The organism is Serratia sp. JSRIV001 (assembly GCF_019968745.1).
Taxonomy (GTDB): domain Bacteria; phylum Pseudomonadota; class Gammaproteobacteria; order Enterobacterales; family Enterobacteriaceae; genus Chania; species Chania fonticola_B.
On record NZ_CP074147.1, the window covers coordinates 4,356,984 to 4,377,657 of the forward strand.

Below are 20,674 nucleotides of genomic sequence, written 5' to 3' on the forward strand. Positions count from 1 at the left end.
CTTTATTATTATCAGGCCAGCCGAAGCCAGCCTGAGAGCCGCGTTATTGTGCGTATAAATCCTGCCAGATCAAGTAGATTAGTGTTTGAACATCACGTGGCGAATAGTGGTGTAATCCTCCAGCCCGTACATCGACATGTCTTTGCCATAGCCCGACAGCTTCTGCCCGCCGTGCGGCATTTCGCTCACCAGCATAAAGTGGGTGTTCACCCAGGTGCAGCCATACTGCAAACGCGCGCTCAGGCGGTGGGCACGGCCTACGTCACGCGTCCACAAAGAGGAAGCCAAGCCGTAATTGGAGGCGTTGGCCCAAGCCAGTACCTGCGCCTCGTCGTCGAATTCCGTCACCGTCACTACTGGGCCAAACACTTCACGCTGGACAATCTCATCTTCCTGGCGCGCGCCTGCCAACAGCGTTGGTTGGAAATAGAAGCCAGGGCCAGCGACTTTTTCACCCCCGGTGACCACCTGGATATGAGGCAGTGCTTTGGCCCGCTCAACAAAGCCAATCACCCGCTCCAGATGCTGGGAAGTGATCAACGGTCCTAATTCGGTACTGCTGTCTTCCGGTGGCCCGATCTTCAAGCTGGCCACCGCTTCACCCAGCGCTTTCACCAGCTGTGGGTAAATGCCTTTTTGCGCATAGATCCGGCAGGCAGCGGTGCAATCCTGCCCGGCATTGTAAAAACCGAAGGTGCGGATGCCGTCAACAACCTGCTGAATGTCGGCATCATCGAAGACGATTACCGGCGCTTTGCCGCCCAGCTCCATATGGGTGCGTTTAATCCCTGGAGCGGTATGGGCAATGATATGCTCACCGGTAGCAATAGAGCCGGTAAGAGAGACCATGCGCACCTTGTCGTGGCCGGTCAGCACATCGCCCACGCTGGCACCACGGCCAAACAGCACGTTGAGCACGCCCGGCGGGAACACGCCAGCGGCCAGTTCGGCCAGCTTGAAAGTGGTTAACGGCGTCTGTTCAGAAGGTTTGATCACCACGCAGTTCCCTGCCGCCAACGCGGGTGCCAACTTCCAGGCGGCCATCATCAGTGGGTAATTCCAGGGAGCAATCGAAGCCACCACGCCCAACGGATCGCGGCGGATCATCGAAGTGTGCCCCGCCAAATATTCACCGGCCGCCATGCCACTCAGGCAACGGCTGGCACCAGCGAAGAAGCGGAACACATCGGCCACCGCAGGCAGTTCGTCATTCAGCGCGCAGTGATAAGGCTTGCCGCAGTTGAGGGACTCCAGTTTGGCGAAGGTTTCCGCATGCTGGTCAATCACGTCCGCCAGCGCCAGTAAGTGTTCGGCACGCTCTTTCGGGGTGGTTTGCCCCCACTGTTCAAACGCCGCATCGGCGGCCTGCACGGCCTCTTCAACCTGCTGTGCGCTGGCCTCGGCCACTTGAACAATCACTTCTCCCGTTGCCGGGTTGTAGACCGGCAACTTTTCGCCCTGGCCGGTAACCAGTTGACCATTAATCAGCAGTTGGCTTTGCATAGGGTTATCCTTTGAAATATTGGCATAAGCTATTTAGGAATTGAGGTGCTATTTACCGCTGCCTGCGACGCTTTCTCCGCCTTTGGTCAGGTAGTACGCGCCCAGGATCGGGAACATCGTCAATACCATCACCGACAACGCGACCACGTTGGTGATCGGCACATCACGTGGGCGGCCCAACTGGTTCAGCAGCCACAGCGGCAGCGTACGTTCGTGCCCGGCGGTGAAGGTGGTCACAATGATTTCGTCGAATGACAGGGCAAACGCCAGCATTCCTCCCGCCAGCAGTGCCGAGCCCAGATTCGGCAAGATCACGTAACGGAAGGTCTGCCAGCCATCGGCCCCCAAATCCATCGAGGCTTCGATCAGGCTGTGTGAGGTACGGCGGAAGCGGGCGATCACGTTGTTGAACACGATCACCACGCAGAAGGTGGCATGGCCGATGACGATCGTCATGATCCCCGGTTCGATGTTCAGCGCCTTGAAGGCCGCCAGCAATGCCAGACCGGTGACGATCCCCGGCAAGGCAATAGGTAACAGCAGCAGCAGAGAAATGCTGTCCTTGCCGAAGAAATCCCGGCGATACAGCGCCGCTGCGGCCAGCGTGCCGAGCACCAGCGCAATCGCCGTGGCCAGGCAGGCGATCTGTACCGAAAGCAGTACCGCATCAATAATGTCCTGCCGCCCCGCCGCCACGCTGAACCAATGCAGGGTGAAGCCCCGCGGCGGGAAGCTGAATGCCGCGTCTTCGGTATTGAAGGCGTACATGGCAATAATCACTATCGGGAAGTGCAGGAAGATCAGGCCACCCCAGGCGGCCAGTTTCAGCCCTAACGGCGCGCGTTCAGAGTGCATCGAAGGCCCCCAGGCGTTTCACAATCGAGAGATAAATGGCGATCAGGACGATCGGCACCAGCGTAAAGGCGGCCGCCATCGGCATATTGCCGATCGCCCCCTGTTGGGCATACACCATGCTGCCAATAAAGTAACCCGGCGGCCCCACCAGCTGTGGCACGATAAAGTCACCCAGCGTCAGCGAAAAAGTGAAGATGGAACCGGCTGCGATACCCGGTACCGCCAGCGGCAGGATCACATAGCGGAACGTTTGGGACGGGCGCGCGCCCAGATCCGCAGAAGCGTGCAGTAACGAAGGCGGCAAGCGCTCTAACGCCGCCTGGATCGGTAAGATCATGAACGGCAGCCAAATATAGACAAACACCAGGAAGCGCCCAAGACCGGAGGTCGATAGCGTATTACCCCCTACGCCGGGAATGCTCAGAATGCTCGCCAATACCGGCTCCAGCCCCATATGTTGCAGGAACCACTGCGCCACGCCGTCTTTCGCCAGCAATAGCGTCCAGGCATAGGCTTTAACGATGTAGCTGGCCCACATCGGCATCATCACGGCGATATAAAAGAACGCTTTTACCTTGCCGCTGGTGTATCGGGCCATGTAATAGGCGATGGGGAATGCCAATACCGCACTGGCCAGCGAAACGACCACCGCCATGGTCAGCGTACGCACGATGATGTCGTAGTTGGCCGGGTTGAACAGCGCGCTCAGGTTGGCGAAGGTCAGATCCGGCGTCACCGTCATGGTGAAGTCGTCGAAGGTGTAAAAGCCCTGCCACAGCAGGGTCAGCAGCGAGCCCAGATACACCGCCCAAAACCACAGCAGCGGTGGCACCAGCAACAGCAGCAGATACAGCGTTGGCTTGCGGTACAGGTAAGTGGAAATCGCGCGAATTTTACCGCCGGGCGCTGCCGGCTGCTCGATGCTCATGTCCATCTCACCTCTCCTCCAGCAGCGGCACCATTGCCTCTCTGGCCCAACAGGCGGTGACCGGCTGACCGATCAGGCGCTGCTGTGCCACGGCCTGCCACTGCGGGTTAGCCTGGCTGACCAGCAGTTTCTCACCGCTGCTCAGGGCGATTTCATAGCGTGTCGCCGCCCCTTGGTAATGGATATCCTGCAAGGTACCCTGAACCTGAACTTCCCCCTGCGTTGCGCCGCTTTGATCCAGCAGGCGGATATGCTCCGGGCGGATCGAAAAGGTGGCCGATTGCCCCAGCAAACGCTCCGCCAATTCGCTGCGTACCACGTTGGACGTGCCGACAAACTCGGCGACAAACGGCGTTCTTGGCCGCATATACAGTTCGCGTGGCGCGTCTACCTGCTCAATGCGGCCATTGTTGAACACCGCCACCCGATCGGACATCGACAGGGCTTCGCTTTGATCGTGCGTAACGAAGATAAAGGTGATGCCCAGTTGGCGTTGCAGCTTCTTCAACTCCCCCTGCATCTGCTCGCGCAGTTTTAGATCCAACGCCCCAAGCGGTTCGTCCAGCAGCAGCACGCGTGGGCGATTGACCAATGCACGAGCCAGAGCCACGCGCTGACGTTGGCCACCGGAAAGGTGCGCCGGTTTACGTTCGGCAGCAAACCCCAATGCCACGCTTTCCAATGCCTGATTCGCCCGCGCCAGCCGTTCACGCTTGGCAACGCCTTTCACCATCAGGCCGTAGGCCACGTTCTCCAGCACCGACATGTGTGGGAACAGCGCATAGTCCTGGAACACGGTGTTCACATCGCGCTGGTAAGGCGGCAGATTGCTCGCCTCTTGCCCATGAATACGGATGGAGCCGGAGCTAAGTTGTTCAAAGCCAGCGATCAGCCGCAGGCAGGTAGTTTTACCCGAGCCTGAAGGCCCAAGCATGGAGAAAAACTCGCCGTCCTGTATTTCAACAGAAACCCGATCTACGGCACGAACATCGCCGAAAATGCGCGAGACATCGATAAATTGCACAGCAATGGTCATGATGTACGCTCCAAAATGTTGCCCCTCACCCCAACCCTCTCCCAAAGGGAGAGGGAGCTGTTAGTCCCTGCTCTTTTGGAAGTAAAACGGTCATCTCAGCAAACTCGATCGGTCCCCACAGGGGCGCCGTCTGGCGCTCGCGGGTGAGAGCAATGATGGTTATTACCGCCCATAATGGCGATGTAATCCAGTTGTTCACCCCAACACTCTCAAAGGGAGAGGGAGCCGTCTGGCGCTCGCAGGTGAGAGCTATAAGGGTTATCTACCGCCCATGATGGCGATGTAGTCCTGGGTCCAGCGGCTATAAGGGACGAACTTGCCGCCCTCGGCCTGTGGCGTTTTCCAGAAGGCAATTTTGTCGAACTGGTTGAAACCGTTGGTTTCACACCCTTTATCACCGAGCAAGGTGCTGGCTTTGCAACCGGCAGGAACTGCCGGTAACGAGCCAAACCAGGCCGCAACGTCACCCTGTACCTTCGGTTCCAGCGACCAGTTCATCCACTGGTAGGCGCAGCTTGGATGCTTGGCCTCGGCGTGCAACATGGTGGTATCCGCCCAGCCGGTAACCCCTTCTTTCGGGAATACGGTAGCGATAGGCTGGCCTTCGCCTTTCAGGGCGTTGGCCTGGTATGGCCAGGCGCTGGAAGCCACCACGCCTTCGTTTTTGAAATCGCTCATCTGTACCGAGGTGTCATGCCAGTAACGGTGGATCAGCGCGTGCTGGCTGCGCAGCAGTTTCAGTGCCGCCTGATACTGCTCTTCGTTCAGTTGGTAAGGGTCGGTGATGCCAAGCTGGGGTTGAGTCGCTTTCAGGAACAGAGCCGCATCGGCGATATAGATTGGGCCGTCGTAAGCCTGCACCCGGCCCTGATTGGTCTTGCCGTCCGGCAGATTTTGCTGCTGGAACACCACAGCCCAGCTGTCTGGCGGCGTCGGGAAGGTTTTGGTGTTATACATCAGCAGGTTTGGCCCCCACTGATATGGCGTACCGTAGGTTTTGCCCGCCACGTTGTACCAAGGGCCGTTTATCAGGCGTGGGTCGATATTCTGCCAGTTAGGGATCAGCGCGGTATTGATTGGCTGCACGCGTTTGCCGTAGATCAGGCGCAGCGAGGCATCGCCAGAAGCGGTCACCAGATCGTAACCGCCTTTTGCCATCAAGCTGACCATTTCATCCGAGGTCGCGGCGGTTTTCACATTCACCGCGCAGCCGGTCTGTTTCTCAAACTGGGTCACCCAGTCGTAATTCTTGTCGGACTGACCACGTTCGATGTAGCCGGGCCAGGCGATGATGTCCAACCGCCCTTCCCCCTTGCCCAACTGCTGTGGAGTATCGGCGGCCTGAGCCATACCGCAAAGGATCGTCATACAGAGCGCGGTGACTGTGGTGATTGCGTGTGTTTTTCCCATCGTAATTACCCCTGTGTTGCATGTTGGTATGCGGCAAGGAACGGTTGCCGCCGATTTTTTATCGGCCGTGTGGCTAGAAGGAAGCCTTGAACTTCGCCATCACGTGCCGGACAACGCTGTAATCCTGTAATGAATCGCTGGAGAGATCTTTGCCGTAGCCCGAGCGCTTTAAGCCGCCGTGAGGCATTTCGCTCGCCAGCGTAAAGTGGGTGTTGATCCAGGTGCTGCCATATTGCAGATGCGCCGCGATATGCAGCGCGCGGTCGATATTCTGTGTCCACACCGAGGAGGCCAGACCGTATTCGGAATCGTTGGCCCAGGTCACCGCCTGCTCCAGGGTGTCGAAACGCGTCACGCTGACCACCGGGCCAAACACTTCGCGCTGGACGATTTCATCGGTTTGCAGGCAGCCAGCCAATAACGTGGGCTGATAGTAAAAGCCGGGGCCAGAGTGTGCCGCCGCACCAGTAATCAATTCGATATGTGGCTGGCTGAGAGCCCGTTCGACAAAGCTGGCGACCCGGTCACGCTGGCGGCTGCTGATCAGCGGGCCGATTTCATTATCTTCATCACGCTTGCGGGCAAAACGCAGGCTGGCGACCGCTTCCCCCAAGGCTTCCACCAGCTTCGGATAGATGCCTGCCTGGGCGTAAATGCGGCAGGCAGCGGTGCAATCCTGCCCGGCATTGTAGTAACCGAAGGTACGGATACTGCTGACGACCTCATCCAGATCGGCATCGTCACAGACGATCACCGGGGCTTTACCGCCCAGTTCCAGGTGGGTGCGCTTGACGCTTTTGACCGCCGCCTGCAAGATTTTTTGCCCGGTAACGATATCGCCGGTAACCGACACTAAACGAACCTGCGGATGACCAACCAGATGGCTGCCCACCCCTTCGCCACCACCGTAGACAATGTTCAACACGCCTGGCGGCAGGATTTCCTGCAACGCAGGCACCAAGGCCAGAATGGTCAATGGCGTATGTTCGGAGGGCTTGAATACTACGGTGTTGCCGGCTGCAAGCGCCGGAGCAATCTTCCAGGCCGCCATCATCAGCGGATAATTCCATGGTGCGATGGAGGCCACCACGCCGACCGGGTCACGCCGGATCATGGAGGTATGGCCCTCAACATATTCACCTGCCAACTGGCCTTGCTGGGTGCGCACGGCCCCGGCGAAGAAGCGGAATACGTCAATGGCTGCGGGCAGATCGTCGTTCAGTGCCTGATGGAAAGGTTTACCGCAGTTCAGCGCTTCAAGGCGCGCCAGATGTTCTGCCTGCCGTTCGATGGCATCGGCAATACGCAGCAGGATTGTTGCTCGGAAAGCGGGAGTGGTGCGTGACCAGTGGGGAAATGCCTGCTGCGCGGCGGCAACTGCGCGCCCCACCTGGGTTGGCGTTGCCTCGGCAATAGAAACCAGGGTTTCACCGTTGGCAGGATTAACAATGGTCTCCTGATGGCCTTCACCCTCGAGCGACTCGCCGTTAATGAATTGCCGACAGGATAAACCGGAAACCAACTGTAGCTCTGCCATTGCGCTGCCTCATGTGACAAAAACGTTAACTAAATGTGATAAGTTAGTTTTAATCAGACTAAGCGAGCGCACTGCGGACAACAAATTCTAAATACTGAAGGCAGCGTTCGATTAAATCGAATGCTTGAGGCCGGTCATGTTCGTTTTGCTGTTCTCCCGCGCAATCGTGAGGAATGGGGTTACCAATTCAGGCCGCGCACTGCCACGCCGCCAGGCCAGGCCGATATCCAGCGGTTCCAGCAAATCCACCAGCTTGCGCGCCTCAATCATGTTGCCCTCCAACGACCAGGCGCGGTAAGCCATATCTGGCAGGATGGCAATGCCCATGCCCGCCGCCACCAGGCTACGCACCGCTTCGGTGGAGGCAGTTTTCATGGCGATCTCCGGCTTCAGGCCCGCGCGTCCCCAGATGCGCCGGGCATGAACGTCCATTTCATCGACGTTGAGCTGGATCAGCGGCTGTTTGGCCACGTCTGCCAAACCGATGCTTTCGTGCTCCAGCAGCGGGTGCAGCGGCGGTAGCCACAGGCGATACGGCGAGTGCATCAGCACTTCGGTCTGTAAGGCGTCGCGATCTTCAATGTTCGACAGGATCAGCACCCCAATATCGATTTCACCGCTCACCAGCAAATGCTCGATATAGGGCCTTTCGTCCTCAATCACCTGGATAGTCACGTTGGGATAGGCAGACTTGAAGCGCTTGAGCAGTTCCACCAGAAAATATCCCGCCACCAGACTGGTGACGCCGATGGTCAGTTTGCCGCTCAGGCTTTCAGTGCCCAGTTGCAGGCTGCGCTTGGCATTATCCACCGTTGCCAGGATCAGGTACGACTGGCGCAAGAACTGGTGCCCCTGGTGGGTCAGGTTCATTCCCTTGGCGTGGCGCTCGAACAGCCGGACGCCAATGTCGGTTTCCAACTGCTGGATCGCCAGCGTGAGCGAAGACTGTGACACAAACACCGCCTGCGCCGCCGCCGAGATCGACCCGGTTTCGGCCACGGCAATAAAATGGCGGATTTGGCGTAACGTCATCATGGTAGCAACCTCAAACAAAACAGTTGGTTTGAGTGTAGATGCTCACCGCTAAGCCATCAGGAAATGTGTGAAAAACGCGATGTCGTTCGCTTTTTTAGAACGCAAAGAGGGAGGGAGTGCACAAAAACAACCAAGGCGCAGCTAAGCCGCGCCTTGGTTGTGAGCCTGTTAGGGCTTTGATTAAATCGCTTCTTCGTCCTGCTCGCCAGTACGGATACGCACTACACGGGCCACGTCGAAGACAAAGATTTTACCGTCGCCAATTTTACCGGTCTGCGCTGTCTGCATGATGGTTTCCACACAGGTATCCACGATATCGTCAGCTACCACGATCTCGATTTTAACCTTTGGCAGGAAGTCGACCATATACTCGGCACCACGGTACAGCTCGGTATGGCCCTTCTGGCGACCAAAGCCTTTCACTTCGGTCACCGTCATGCCGGTGATGCCTACTTCGGCCAGTGCTTCACGCACGTCATCCAGTTTGAAGGGCTTGATAATCGCGTCAATTTTTTTCATTTTTATTCCTTAATTACCAATTTTTACGGCCAAAGCCTGAGGTGATCGGATAGCGGCGGTCTTTGCCAAAGTTACGGGCGGTAATGCGCGGCCCAACGGCGGCCTGACGGCGTTTGTACTCGTTGATGTCCACCAGGCGGATCACCTTGCGCACCACGGCTTCTTCAAAGCCCTCAGCAACCAGATCGGCGACCGATTTATCGCGCTCGACATAACCTTCCAGAATAGCATCCAGAATGTCATACGGTGGCAGGCTATCCTGATCGAGCTGATCCGGCGCCAGCTCGGCAGACGGTGGACGATCGATCACCCGTTGAGGGATCACGTAGGAGACGGTATTACGGTATTCGGAAAGCTTGAACACCAGGGTTTTCGGCACATCTTTCAATACGTCGAAGCCACCAGCCATATCACCATACAGCGTGCAATAACCGACGGCCACCTCGCTTTTGTTACCCGTGGTTAACACGATGCTGCCGCGTTTGTTAGACAGCGCCATCAGCACCACGCCACGGCAGCGGGCCTGCAGGTTTTCTTCGGTGGTATCCCGTGCGGTATCGGCAAACATCGGGGCGAGCTGGCCCATAAAGGCGTCGAACATGGGTTCAATCGAGACGATGTCAAATTCGATGCCAAGGATTTCGGCCTCTTCCTTGGCATCGGCGATGCTGATATCTGCTGTGTAGCGGAACGGCATCATCAGGGCCTGAACCTTGTCTTTGCCTAACGCATCCACGGCGATCGCCAGGGTCAGCGCCGAGTCGATCCCGCCGGACAAGCCCAGCACCGCACCTTTGAAACCGTTCTTGGTCACATAGTCGCGTACGGCCAGCACCAGCGCCTCATACACCTGCGCCAGCTGTGGCAACTCTGCCGCCGGAGCCGTCATCGGCACCACTTCCAGGCCTTTGAACTCAAGCAGAGTCACCTGTTCGGCGAAAGCCGCCAGGCGATGAGTCATATTGCCAGCGGCATCAAAGACTTTTGAACAGCCGTCAAAAATCAGTTCGTCCTGCCCGCCGATCTGATTCAGATAGACCAACGGCAACCCTGTACGCTGGCAGTGGCCGGACATCAGGGTTTTGCGGATATACGGCTTTTCGCGGTTATACGGGGAAGCGTTGATCGACAGCAGGATCTCTGCCCCCGCCGCTTTCGCCGCATCGACCGGTTCCGGGAACCACAGATCTTCGCAGATCAGCAGCCCCAGGCGGTAACCTTTCAGCTCCACCACGCAGTTTTTATCACCCGCATGGAAGTAGCGCTTCTCATCGAATACGCCGTAGTTAGGCAACTGTTGCTTGAAGTAACGAGCCTGCAAAGCCCCCTCAGAGAACAGGGACAGCGCGTTATACAGCTTGCCGTCTTCACGCCACGGGTGGCCGACCAGGATCGCCACCTCGGCGGAGGCCTGCTGCAAGCGGCTTAGCTGGGTATCGCAACGCTGGTAGAAATCATCACGGTACAGCAGGTCTTCCGGCGGATAGCCGGACAGCGCCAGTTCGCTGAACATGACCAGATCGGCTCCCGCCTTCTGCTGCTCCTGCACGGTTTGCAACATGCGCTCGCTGTTGCCTTCAATATCGCCCACCAGCAAATTCAGCTGGGCCAACGCAATGGAAAGTGATCTGCTCATATCTCTATGGTCTGCCATGCCACAACAAAGAAACCGGAGTGTAAATCATTCCGGCTACTTTGTTGAGAACCTGCGCATGCAGGTTCAGAAAAGAAAACATCATTCTTTGAAATCGTTGGCATCCAGTTCATGGCGCGACAACAATTTATAGAACTCAGTACGGTTACGGCCCGCCATGCGCGCGGCCTGGGTAACGTTACCCTTGGTGATCTGCAACAGTTTACGTAGATAGTGTAATTCAAACTGGTTGCGCGCCTCGACAAAGGTTGGCAACGCCGTGTTTTCCCCTTCCAGCGCCTGCTCAACCAGCGCTTCACTGATCACCGGTGCCGTAGTCAATGCCACGCACTGCTCGATCACGTTCACCAACTGGCGCACGTTGCCGGGCCAACTGGCGGTCATCAGGCGTTTCATGGCATCGGAGGAGAAACTGCGTACAAAAGGTTTGTGGCGCAGCGCCGAAGCACGTAGCAGATGGTTGGCCAGCAGCGGGATATCTTCGGCCCGCTCGTTGAGCGCTGGTATTTTCAGGTTAACCACGTTCAGACGGTAATAGAGATCTTCACGGAACTCGTTTTTTACCATCGCTTTAGGCAGATCGCGGTGGGTGGCGGAAATGATGCGTACGTCAATATCCAGATCGCGGTTGCTGCCCAGTGGGCGCACCTTGCGTTCCTGCAACACGCGTAGCAATTTTACCTGCAGCGAGAGCGGCATATCGCCAATCTCATCCAGGAACAGCGTGCCCCCTTCTGCCGCCTGGAACAAACCTTCACGGCTGCTGACGGCACCGGTGAACGCCCCTTTGGCATGGCCAAACAGCTCTGACTCCAGCAACTGCTCCGGCAACGCGCCGCAGTTGATGGCGATAAAGGCTTTCTTGGCCCGTGGGCTGGCCGCATGAATAGCCTGTGCCAGCACCTCTTTGCCGGTGCCGCTTTGGCCATTGATCAGCACGCTGACGTCCGACTGGGCGACCATCTTGGCCTGTTCAAGCAGCCGCAGCATAATCGGGCTACGGGTGACAAAATCCTCACGCCAGCTGTCATCGCCGGCAGGGATCGACGACAGCGATAGCGCTTCATCGATCGCCTTATACAACGCATCGCGATCGACCGGCTTGGTCAGGAAGCTGAACACCCCCTGCTGGGTCGCCGCCACCGCGTCCGGGATAGAACCGTGGGCGGTCAGGATGATCACCGGCATTCCCGGCTGGTATTTCTGGATCTCGGCAAACAGCGCCATGCCGTCCATTTCATCCATCCGCAGATCGCTGATCACCAGGTCGATCTTTTCGCGGGCCAGCAGGCGCAAAGCCTCTTGGCCGCTTTCCGCCGTGGTAACGTGAAAACCTTCGCTGGTCAGGCGCATTCCCAACAGCTTAAGCAGGCTGGGATCGTCGTCAACCAACAACAGATTGGCCGGTTTGCGAGCTGTCATTGCGCTGGGGACTCCTTGTTAGCCGCGGGCGGCGTGTAGGTCTCTTCCGGCTCTACCGGCAAGGCGGTACCGGTTTCAGTCACCGGGGCTGGCTCTGCGGGCTCGGCCACTTTGGCGGGCGCTGCGGGCTTGCCTGCGGGCTCGGCTTTAGGCTGCGCCACGCTGCTTTCCGGGATTTCCCCCTGCATTTGCTTGCGTGACGAGAGCTGGCGCTCGATATCGGTCAGGTTCTCCAGTTTGCGGGAGGTCTCCTGCAACTGGCTCTGCAGATGGATCTGGTTCTGGCGCAGCGAATCGATCTGGCTGTCTGAACTTTCCTGCAGGTGCTGGTAACGCGCCCGCTCGTCAAACAGGCTCACTTGCAACGCCTGCTGCTGACGCCACAGTTGCAGCAATGGACGCAGCGAGTTAGGGAACTCGAGACGATAGCTGTTCAGACGATCGATGATCTGACGGCGCTCACTCGAGCTCGGCTCAGCGCTGCCCAGCAAAATGCTTTGCTTGAACACGTCCTGCCAATTGTTGCCCGGCAGGGTTTTCGCTAACGCTCTGGCCTGCGTGGAGCCGATACGATCGGCGCAGTCCATCGCCCGCAGCCAAAAGAGTGAGTTTTCCAAGGCTTCTTTTTCGTCAAGCTGCCATAGCGTATCGCAAGGCGCAATGCGGTAATCCACCACCTTGGTATCCGGGATCGCTTCCTGTTGCTGCTGGGCCGGGCCGCTACTGACGGCACGATCGACACAGCCGATCAGCAGAAACGGGGCAAAAAGGATCGTGCCCAAAAAAGAAAGCGAATGTTTGCCGAGCGGTGCGCGTAGAGAAACACGCGGTGAACCTTCGGTCTGCGATTGATAAGCGCGATTAGACCCTGTGTACATTATTTATTCATTCTCGGCGGTTAATGGCAATTCAATACGGAAGCAGACGTCGGCATCGGCGAGATCCACCAATGTCAATTCGCCACGCATACGGCGAATACAGTCCTGTGCAATGCTCAGCCCCAGTCCGCTTCCTTTAACGGCCCCTTTTCTCTGGTGACTCCCCTGGAAAAAAGGCTCAAAAATCATGGTTCGTTCCGCTTGCGGGATCGCGCTGCCGGTATTGGCAACGTCAATCTGTACCCGCTGGCCGACCTGGCGGCTGCGGATCCAAATGTTACCGGATTCCTTGCCGTAGTGCACCGCATTGGAGTAGAGATTATCCAGTACGCGCATTAATAGCGTAGGCTCTGCCCAGCAGATTTCCGCCTCAAGTTTGACTTCCGTACGGATCATCTTGGCACGTGCCGGCAAACTGTGGGCGGCGACCACCATATCCACCAGTTCTTCCAGCTCGACGTTTTCATGTTCCGACGGGCCATCTGCCAGTTTGCGGTTGTAATCCAGCAGTTGCTCAATCAGCAATTGCAGATGGCGGCTGCTCTGATCGAGGATCGCCACCACCTCTTTCTGATCGGAGGTGAGCGGGCCTGCCACACCATCAGCCAACAACTCGGTGCCTTCACGCATGCTGGCCAGCGGTGTTTTCAGCTCATGGGAGATATGGCGCAGGAACTCATGGCGCTGCGATTCCAGCCAGGCCAGGCGCTCGCTCAACCAGACAATCCGCTGAGCCAAAGAACGCAGTTCTCGCGGGCCTTTAAAGGATGCCGTCATGCCGATGGGACGCCCTTCCCCCAGGCGGTTAATCATACGCTCAACGGCCTTGACGGGCCCGATAATCATGCGGGTAAACAGCACCACCAACAGCACGCTGACCAGGAACAGCAACAGCGCTTGCCAACCAAAGTATTGGCCACGCTCGGCGATCGCCTGCTGCAGTTGCTGCCCACGGGAAAAGATTACGGTACGGGTGGCCTGGACCATTTCGGCGTTGGAATGTGAAAAAGACTCTAACAGTAGTGAAGCGTCCTTGTCCGGCCCGCTGCTCTGGCACTTGATAGTGGCTAGCTGAGTCAGCAGTTTACGAAGTGTCTGGTAGTAACGTTCGTCCGGCAGGATCGGGGCGTGGGCATCCAGCATTTGTGAATACTGTTTACGCTGGTTCTGGTACAGCCGCTCCAGGGTCGGATCGACCAGTACGCAATACTGACGATAGCTGCGCTCCATTTCCAGCGCCACGCTGGTCATTGCCTCACTGCGCCGGGCATCCACCAACGTCGTACGGTTGATATCCGCCGCCTGCGCGCTGAGATGATCCAGGCTTTGGTAGGCCTGATAAGCCAATACCAGCAGCGGTAACAGCACCAGCAGGAACGCCATTACGACCAATTGACGCAACGAGCGTGGAAATAGACGCCATCTTTTCAAAGAAATCATCTCATTATCTCTAGTCTGCCCAGATGCTAACCGACAATCCGGGGAGAGAAAAGCCCGGCAGCGGATTAATGGCGTTCAGATAAGCAAAAACGCGTTATCCCAAAAGAGGAAACTGATGTGGTTTGAGAACGTATCGAGGGAAATAACTGAGGCAATGCGGTTTGGATATTGACGCTGGGGCATGATGCCCCATCGCAAGGAATATGTGGATGCCCTTACTCCTCGTCCCCAGGTGATGTAGCACTAGGCTGGCATCTGATTGGGACGAATAGCATCCAAAAAGTATCCGGGATTGATGAACATATCATCACAGTTGGATACTAGGCGGTGCCTCACTCCACGTGTCGTCCGATGCTTGATAAAGTCGCTTGCGCGTCTGTTATCGGTTTGGTTGGACGATAGGCACCATTTCTTAGGCATCATTCGGAGGCTTATGAGGCGCTGTTCCATACTAGACGGGGCCAATCATAAAAAGTTGAATGAGCAACTGATAGTTATAATGCACCTTCCGTGCCAACTTTATGAAAATATTTATATCATATTGTTTATTAACGATAATTTATTTTAACATCACTTCCGGCGCTCTACTTGGGTAGTCAAGCTTGAGTATTAATCCGACATACCGTCGCCAAAACACGACAACTAAATCCGATCGATTTAACTCATATAAAAATCAATGAGTTAAATGTCTCTTTTTAGAGACAGGCAATATGGCCTTTGTCTCAAAAAACCGACATACGGGCTAACCGATTAAAAAATAAAGAAATAAAAAAGGCGCCAATGCGGCGCCTCAGTAAACTTCACGCAAACCTCAGGTTAAATTACCCCAGTTGCTTGCGAGCGTTGCGGAACATGCGCATCCAAGGGCTGTCTTCACCCCACTCCTCTGGATGCCAGGAGTTGCTGACGGTGCGGAACACGCGTTCTGGATGCGGCATCATTACGGTGGCGCGGCCATTGCTGCTAGTCACTGCGGTAATCCCATTCGGTGAGCCGTTCGGGTTGGCAGGGTAAGCTTCGGTCACTTGACCATGGTTGTCGACAAAGCGTAACGCAACCAGGCCGTGATGTTCCAACGCCGCCAGATGCGCCGCATCGCGCACTTCTACATGGCCTTCACCATGAGAGACGGCAATCGGCATGCGCGAACCTGTCATACCCTGCATAAACAGCGACGGGCTACTGGCCACTTCCACCAGGCTGAAGCGCGCTTCGAAACGATCCGACAGGTTGCGCACAAAGCGCGGCCAATGTTCAGCCCCCGGGATCAGTTCACGCAGGTTGGACATCATCTGGCAACCGTTACAAACGCCCAGCGCCAAGGTCTGCGGGCGATGGAAGAAATCGGCAAACTCATCGCGTACGCGCTCGTTGAACAGTATCGATTTCGCCCAGCCTTCACCAGCCCCCAACACGTCGCCATAAGAGAAGCCGCCACAGGCCACCAGCGTGTGGAACTCTTGCAAATCGCGGCGGCCTGCCAGCAGATCGCTCATGTGAACATCAACCGCATCGAAACCGGCACGGTGGAACGCTGCAGCCATCTCAACGTGGGAGTTAACCCCTTGCTCACGCAATACCGCAACTTTAGGGCGTGCGCCCTTGGCGATATAAGGTGCCGCGATGTCGTCGTCCGTAGCGAAAGTCAGCTTGACGTTCAGGCCCGGATCGCGCTCGTCCTGCTTGGCCTGGTGCTCCTGATCGGCACATTCCGGGTTATCACGCAGGCGCTGCATCTGCCAGGTGGTTTCAGCCCACCAGGTACGCAGAGTGCTGCGGCTTTCGCTGTACACCGGTTTGCCAGCGCTGGTGATAACGAAACGATCGCCACTCAGCGCCTGGCCAAGGTGATGTACGTTATCCGTCAGACCGTGTTGGGCAAAGACTTGCTGTACGGCTGCCAGTTGCGCAGCAGGCACCTGGATCACCGCCCCCAGCTCCTCGTTGAACAGGGCAGCCAAAGCGTCGGAACCCAGCGCCTGAATATCGACTTCTACGCCGCAATGCCCGGCAAATGCCATCTCGGCCAAGGTGACCAACAGGCCGCCATCAGAACGGTCGTGATAGGCCAACAGCGCACGATCCGCCACCAGTTGCTGCATCGCGTTGAAGAAACCGGCCAATTGCTCCACGTTGCGAACATCGGCTGGCTTGTCGCCCAGTTGGCGATAAACCTGCGCCAACGCCGTTGCCCCCAGGGCATTGTGGCCATTACCCAGGTCAATCAATAACAGTGCGCTATCACCCCTGTCGGTACGCAGTTGCGGCGTCACGGTGTGGCGCACATCTTCCACGCGAGCAAATGCGGTGATCACCAGCGACAGCGGTGACGTCATTTCCCGCTGTTCATTGCCTTCCTGCCAGCGGGTTTTCATCGACATCGAGTCTTTGCCCACCGGAATGGTGATCCCCAGCGCAGGGCAAAGTTCTTCACCCACCGCCTTCACCGCTTCATACAGGCCGGCATCTTCGCCAGGGTGGCCTGCTGCGGCCATCCAGTTGGCAGAAAGTTTCACCCGCTTGAGCGAACCGATTTCCACCGCGGCCAGGTTGGTCAGCGCTTCCCCTACCGCCAGGCGGCCTGAGGCGGCAAAATCCAGCAATGCGACGGGAGCACGCTCACCGATCGACATCGCTTCCCCGTAATAGCTATCCAGGCTGGCCGTGGTTACCGCACAGTCGGCTACCGGGATCTGCCACGGGCCGACCATCTGGTCGCGCGCAACCATGCCGGTGACGGTACGGTCGCCAATGGTGATCAGGAAGGTTTTCTCCGCCACGGCTGGCAAGTGCAGCACCCGCTTGACCGCATCGGCAATGGAGATATCAGCACGCTGCAACGCTTCGCCGCTCGCCTGCTGACGTTTCACGTCGCGGGTCATTTTTGGCGTTTTGCCCAGCAGCACATCCAACGGCATGTCGATCGGCTGATTGTCAAAGTGGCGATCGTTGAGCGTCAGATGGCGTTCTTCCGTCGCTTCACCAATCACCGCAAAAGGTGCGCGCTCACGGCGGCAGATTTTCTCAAAGGTCGCCATCTGCTCAGGCGCTACTGCCATCACATAACGCTCTTGAGATTCGTTACACCACACTTCCAGCGGGCTCATGCCCGGCTCGTCGTTGAGAATGTCACGCAGTTCGAAACGGCCACCGCGGCCACCGTCGCTAACCAGTTCCGGCATCGCGTTCGACAGGCCACCGGCCCCCACATCGTGGATAAACAGGATCGGGTTGCTATCGCCCATCTGCCAGCAGCGATCGATCACCTCTTGGCAGCGGCGTTCCATTTCCGGGTTATCACGCTGTACCGAAGCAAAATCCAGATCGGCATCAGACTGACCAGAGGCCATCGAAGAAGCCGCCCCGCCGCCCAAACCGATGTTCATCGCCGGGCCACCCAGCACCACCAGTTTGGCACCCACGGTGATCTCACCTTTTTGCACATGATCGGCGCGGATGTTGCCCAGGCCGCCAGCCAGCATGATCGGCTTGTGGTAGCCACGCAGCTCAACGCCATTGTGGCTATTGACGCGCTCTTCATAAGTACGGAAGTAACCGACCAGCGCCGGGCGACCAAACTCGTTATTGAATGCCGCACCGCCCAATGGGCCTTCGGTCATGATATCCAGCGCGGTGACGATGCGATCCGGCTTGCCGAAATCCTGTTCCCAAGGCTGTTCGAAACCCGGAATACGCAGGTTGGAAACCGAGAACCCTACCAGGCCAGCTTTCGGCTTCGCGCCACGGCCGGTGGCGCCTTCGTCGCGGATCTCACCGCCAGAACCGGTCGCAGCTCCTGGCCAAGGCGAGATCGCCGTCGGGTGGTTATGGGTTTCCACCTTCATCAGGATGTGTGCTTCTTCCTGATGATAGTCATACAGGCCGCTTTGCGGCGCGGCAAAGAAGCGCCCTACCTGGGAACCTTCCATCACCGCTGCGTTGTCTTTATAGGCAGAAAGCACGTAGTCCGGCGTCTGCTCAAAGGTATTTTTGATCATTTTGAACAGCGACTTCGGTTGCTGTTCGCCGTCGATGACCCAGTCGGCGTTGAAAATCTTGTGGCGGCAATGTTCGGAGTTGGCCTGTGCGAACATGTACAGCTCAATATCCGTTGGGTTGCGCCCCAACTCGGTAAAGGCGGCCAGCAGGTAGTCGATCTCGTCCTGCGCCAGGGCCAGCCCCAGTTTGGTGTTGGCCTGTTCCAGCGCGCTGCGGCCCTGGGCCAGGATATCCACCGTCTGATACGGTGCGGGCTGATGATGAGAGAACAGTGTTTCCGCCTGTTGCAGCTCGCTGAATACCGTTTCCATCATGCGATCGTGCAGCAGGGAGGCAAGCTGTTGCCACTGGGCATCGGTCAAGGTCGGCGCTGTGACATAAAATGCCAGGCCGCGCTCAAGACGAACCACCTGCGTCAGGCCACAGTTATGGGCAATATCGGTGGCTTTGGAAGACCACGGCGAAATGGTGCCCGGGCGCGGCGTCACCAACAGCAGGCGGCCTTGCGGAGCATGTTCAGCGAGAGAAGGGCCGTACTTGAGCAACCGCTGCAGCTTGGCCTGCTCTTCGGCGCTTAGCGGTGCGCTGACATCGGCAAAGTGAACGTACTCGGCATAGATATCAACGATCGGCAGTTGAGCATCCTGGCAGCGGGACAGTAGTTTGGTAATACGAAAAGCCGACAAAGCGGGCGAACCACGCAGTATTTCCATAATCAAAGTTCTCTCGTCTTCGAAGCAACTGGGTTCAGCACTTCATTGGGCGCAACAGGGGGAAAACGCGCGCCATTATAGATAATCCGCGCCGCCGACGAAACCGTTTGCGTAGCTATTATTGATAAAAGCTATTCCCGCTGCCGAATTCTCATAACCTATCAATAAAGTTGCACGCTGGCGTAATGTTGCGCAAAATGCCCCGGCACTGGTGATTTAACCATGAAAAAATCCTGATTCCGGTCAATATAAAGCGTGCATCTATTTGAGATAACTATTTGAAACGCCTAAAAATAAATTACATTCTAATCGGTGTTGTGGCCCTGTTGCTGGCGCTAGCCCTGTGGCCCAATATCGCCTGGCGTGGTGGACAGGGAGGCCAACTCGAGGCGATCAAAGCGCGTGGGGAACTGCGCGTCAGCACGTTAAACTCACCGTTAACCTATTTCACTACCCCACAGGGGCCGAGTGGCCTTGACTATGAGCTGGCCAAAAGCTTTGCCAACTACCTGGGGGTCAAGCTGGTGGTGATCCCACACCAAAACATCAATGACCTGTTTGACGATCTCGATGACGACAATGCCGATATTCTCGCCGCCGGGCTAATCTACAACCGGGATCGCCTCAGCCGCGCCAGTACCGGCCCGGCGTACTATTCCGTTTCCCAGCAGTTGGTTTATCGGTTGGGTACCACGCGGCCAAAATCCTTTGCCGATATCAAAGGCAAGCTGGCGGTGGCCTCCGGTTCGGCGCACGTCAGCACGCTAAAGCAGCTCAAACAAAGCAAATACCCCGATCTCAGTTGGGAAGCGTCGAGCGATATGACGTCAAAAGAGCTGCTGGAACAGGTGGCCGATGGCAAGCTGGATTACACCATCGGCGATTCCGTGACCATTGCCCTGCTGCAGCGTATCCATCCACAGCTGGCCGTCGCTTTTGACATTACCGATGAAGAGCCAGTGACCTGGTATCTGAAGCGCAGCAATGACGATAGCCTGTACGCCGCGCTGCTGGATTTTTATAGCCAAAGGGTAGAAGACGGCACGCTGGCACGGTTGGAGGAGAAGTATCTGGGACACGTGGGCAGTTTTGACTACGTTGATACTAAAACCTTCCTGTCGGCCATCGACTCGGTATTGCCCTCTTTCCGCTCGCTGTTTGAAAAGTATGCCAGCGAAATTGACTGGAAGCTGCTGGCCGCCATCGCCTACCAGGAATCGCACTGGAATCCGCAGGCGACCTCCCCCACCGGTGTCCGTGGGCTGATGATGCTGACCAGAGCCACTGCCGACGGCCTGGGCGTCACCGACAGGCTCGATCCGGAGCAAAGTATTCAAGGCGGGGCGCTCTATCTGCAGCGTCTGATGGCGAAGGTGCCCGACACGGTGCCAGAAGATGAGCGGATCTGGTTCGCACTGGCCGCCTATAACATGGGCTGGGGCCATATGCTGGACGCGCGTAAACTCACCAAAAACCAGCAAGGCAACCCCGACAGTTGGGTCGATGTGAAACAGCGCCTGCCGATGCTGAGCCAGAAGCGCTACTATCCATCACTCACCTATGGCTATGCCCGTGGCCGCGAAGCCTATAACTACGTGGAAAACATCCGCCGTTATCAGGTCAGCCTGGTGGGCTATCTGTTGGAAAAAGAGAAGAAGGCGGTAGAAGCAATGAAACAGGCCGAACTGGCCAAAGGCTATCCTGCCGTGGAAGCCAAGCTGGCGCTCGCCCTGTAGTGATTCAAT

The 20,674-nt window shown here is 57.1% G+C and carries 14 protein-coding genes; 1 reads left to right on the plus strand and 13 read right to left on the minus strand.

The window, feature by feature from the left end; translation table 11 throughout:
* Window positions 1-78 precede the first annotated feature (78 nt).
* The 13 genes from patD to purL all read right to left on the minus strand — a co-directional run bounded on the left by patD (window position 79) and on the right by purL (window position 18,932).
* Entirely contained in the window at window positions 79-1,503 is a 1,425-nt protein-coding gene (patD, locus tag KGP17_RS20195; RefSeq protein ID WP_094982601.1) for an aminobutyraldehyde dehydrogenase, read from the minus strand.
* Between the two features lie 48 nt (window positions 1,504-1,551).
* On the minus strand, window positions 1,552-2,358 hold the full coding sequence (locus KGP17_RS20200; protein ID WP_021178881.1) for an ABC transporter permease: 807 nt from the start codon (window positions 2,356-2,358) through the stop codon (window positions 1,552-1,554).
* On the minus strand, window positions 2,348-3,292 hold the full coding sequence (locus KGP17_RS20205; protein ID WP_223498219.1) for an ABC transporter permease: 945 nt from the start codon (window positions 3,290-3,292) through the stop codon (window positions 2,348-2,350). The genes KGP17_RS20200 and KGP17_RS20205 overlap by 11 nt, the downstream gene beginning before the upstream one ends.
* A gap of 1 nt (window position 3,293) precedes the next feature.
* A complete protein-coding gene (locus KGP17_RS20210) occupies window positions 3,294-4,322 on the minus strand; it encodes an ABC transporter ATP-binding protein (RefSeq protein WP_021178883.1) in 1,029 nt (342 codons plus the stop codon).
* Window positions 4,323-4,580: 258 nt separating this feature from the next.
* Complete coding sequence (gene ydcS, locus KGP17_RS20215) at window positions 4,581-5,690, minus strand: putative ABC transporter substrate-binding protein YdcS (protein ID WP_371822210.1); 1,110 nt, start codon at window positions 5,688-5,690, stop codon at window positions 4,581-4,583.
* Window positions 5,691-5,805: 115 nt separating this feature from the next.
* Window positions 5,806-7,269: a gamma-aminobutyraldehyde dehydrogenase gene (locus KGP17_RS20220; RefSeq protein WP_021807700.1), complete on the minus strand. Its 1,464-nt coding sequence runs from the start codon at window positions 7,267-7,269 to the stop codon at window positions 5,806-5,808.
* 111 nt (window positions 7,270-7,380) lie between these two features.
* On the minus strand, window positions 7,381-8,304 hold the full coding sequence (locus tag KGP17_RS20225; protein WP_021807699.1) for a LysR substrate-binding domain-containing protein: 924 nt from the start codon (window positions 8,302-8,304) through the stop codon (window positions 7,381-7,383).
* A 180-nt stretch (window positions 8,305-8,484) separates the two neighbouring features.
* Window positions 8,485-8,823, minus strand: a complete 339-nt coding sequence (gene glnB / locus KGP17_RS20230; RefSeq protein ID WP_004847623.1) for a nitrogen regulatory protein P-II — start codon at window positions 8,821-8,823, stop codon at window positions 8,485-8,487.
* Between the two features lie 13 nt (window positions 8,824-8,836).
* A complete protein-coding gene (locus KGP17_RS20235) occupies window positions 8,837-10,459 on the minus strand; it encodes an NAD+ synthase (RefSeq protein WP_021178887.1) in 1,623 nt (540 codons plus the stop codon).
* Between the two features lie 99 nt (window positions 10,460-10,558).
* Window positions 10,559-11,899, minus strand: a complete 1,341-nt coding sequence (gene glrR / locus KGP17_RS20240) for a two-component system response regulator GlrR (protein ID WP_021178888.1) — start codon at window positions 11,897-11,899, stop codon at window positions 10,559-10,561.
* Window positions 11,896-12,777, minus strand: a complete 882-nt coding sequence (gene qseG / locus KGP17_RS20245; protein ID WP_021807697.1) for a two-component system QseEF-associated lipoprotein QseG — start codon at window positions 12,775-12,777, stop codon at window positions 11,896-11,898. The genes glrR and qseG overlap by 4 nt, the downstream gene beginning before the upstream one ends.
* Window positions 12,778-12,780: 3 nt before the next feature.
* Window positions 12,781-14,217: a HAMP domain-containing sensor histidine kinase gene (locus KGP17_RS20250; protein WP_037376562.1), complete on the minus strand. Its 1,437-nt coding sequence runs from the start codon at window positions 14,215-14,217 to the stop codon at window positions 12,781-12,783.
* Window positions 14,218-15,038: 821 nt separating this feature from the next.
* Window positions 15,039-18,932, minus strand: a complete 3,894-nt coding sequence (purL, locus tag KGP17_RS20255; protein ID WP_223499698.1) for a phosphoribosylformylglycinamidine synthase — start codon at window positions 18,930-18,932, stop codon at window positions 15,039-15,041.
* Window positions 18,933-19,207: 275 nt separating this feature from the next.
* Here purL and mltF point away from each other — a divergent pair, with 275 nt between their 5' ends.
* A complete protein-coding gene (gene mltF / locus KGP17_RS20260) occupies window positions 19,208-20,665 on the plus strand; it encodes a membrane-bound lytic murein transglycosylase MltF (protein ID WP_223498220.1) in 1,458 nt (485 codons plus the stop codon).
* The last annotated feature ends 9 nt before the right edge of the window (window positions 20,666-20,674 follow it).

Bases quoted from the DNA above. Each gene is read 5' to 3' on its own strand.
- KGP17_RS20250 (WP_037376562.1), bottom strand. From the start codon at position 14,217: ATGATTTCTTTGAAAAGATGGCGTCTATTTCCACGCTCGTTGCGTCAA.
- glrR (WP_021178888.1), bottom strand. From the start codon at position 11,899: ATGACAGCTCGCAAACCGGCCAATCTGTTGTTGGTTGACGACGATCCC.
- KGP17_RS20205 (WP_223498219.1), bottom strand. From the start codon at position 3,292: ATGGACATGAGCATCGAGCAGCCGGCAGCGCCCGGCGGTAAAATTCGC.
- KGP17_RS20210 (WP_021178883.1), bottom strand. From the start codon at position 4,322: ATGACCATTGCTGTGCAATTTATCGATGTCTCGCGCATTTTCGGCGAT.
- KGP17_RS20225 (WP_021807699.1), bottom strand. From the start codon at position 8,304: ATGATGACGTTACGCCAAATCCGCCATTTTATTGCCGTGGCCGAAACC.
- patD (WP_094982601.1), bottom strand. From the start codon at position 1,503: ATGCAAAGCCAACTGCTGATTAATGGTCAACTGGTTACCGGCCAGGGC.
- KGP17_RS20220 (WP_021807700.1), bottom strand. From the start codon at position 7,269: ATGGCAGAGCTACAGTTGGTTTCCGGTTTATCCTGTCGGCAATTCATT.
- ydcS (WP_371822210.1), bottom strand. From the start codon at position 5,690: ATGACGATCCTTTGCGGTATGGCTCAGGCCGCCGATACTCCACAGCAG.
- qseG (WP_021807697.1), bottom strand. From the start codon at position 12,777: ATGTACACAGGGTCTAATCGCGCTTATCAATCGCAGACCGAAGGTTCA.
- KGP17_RS20235 (WP_021178887.1), bottom strand. From the start codon at position 10,459: ATGAGCAGATCACTTTCCATTGCGTTGGCCCAGCTGAATTTGCTGGTG.
- glnB (WP_004847623.1), bottom strand. From the start codon at position 8,823: ATGAAAAAAATTGACGCGATTATCAAGCCCTTCAAACTGGATGACGTG.
- KGP17_RS20200 (WP_021178881.1), bottom strand. From the start codon at position 2,358: ATGCACTCTGAACGCGCGCCGTTAGGGCTGAAACTGGCCGCCTGGGGT.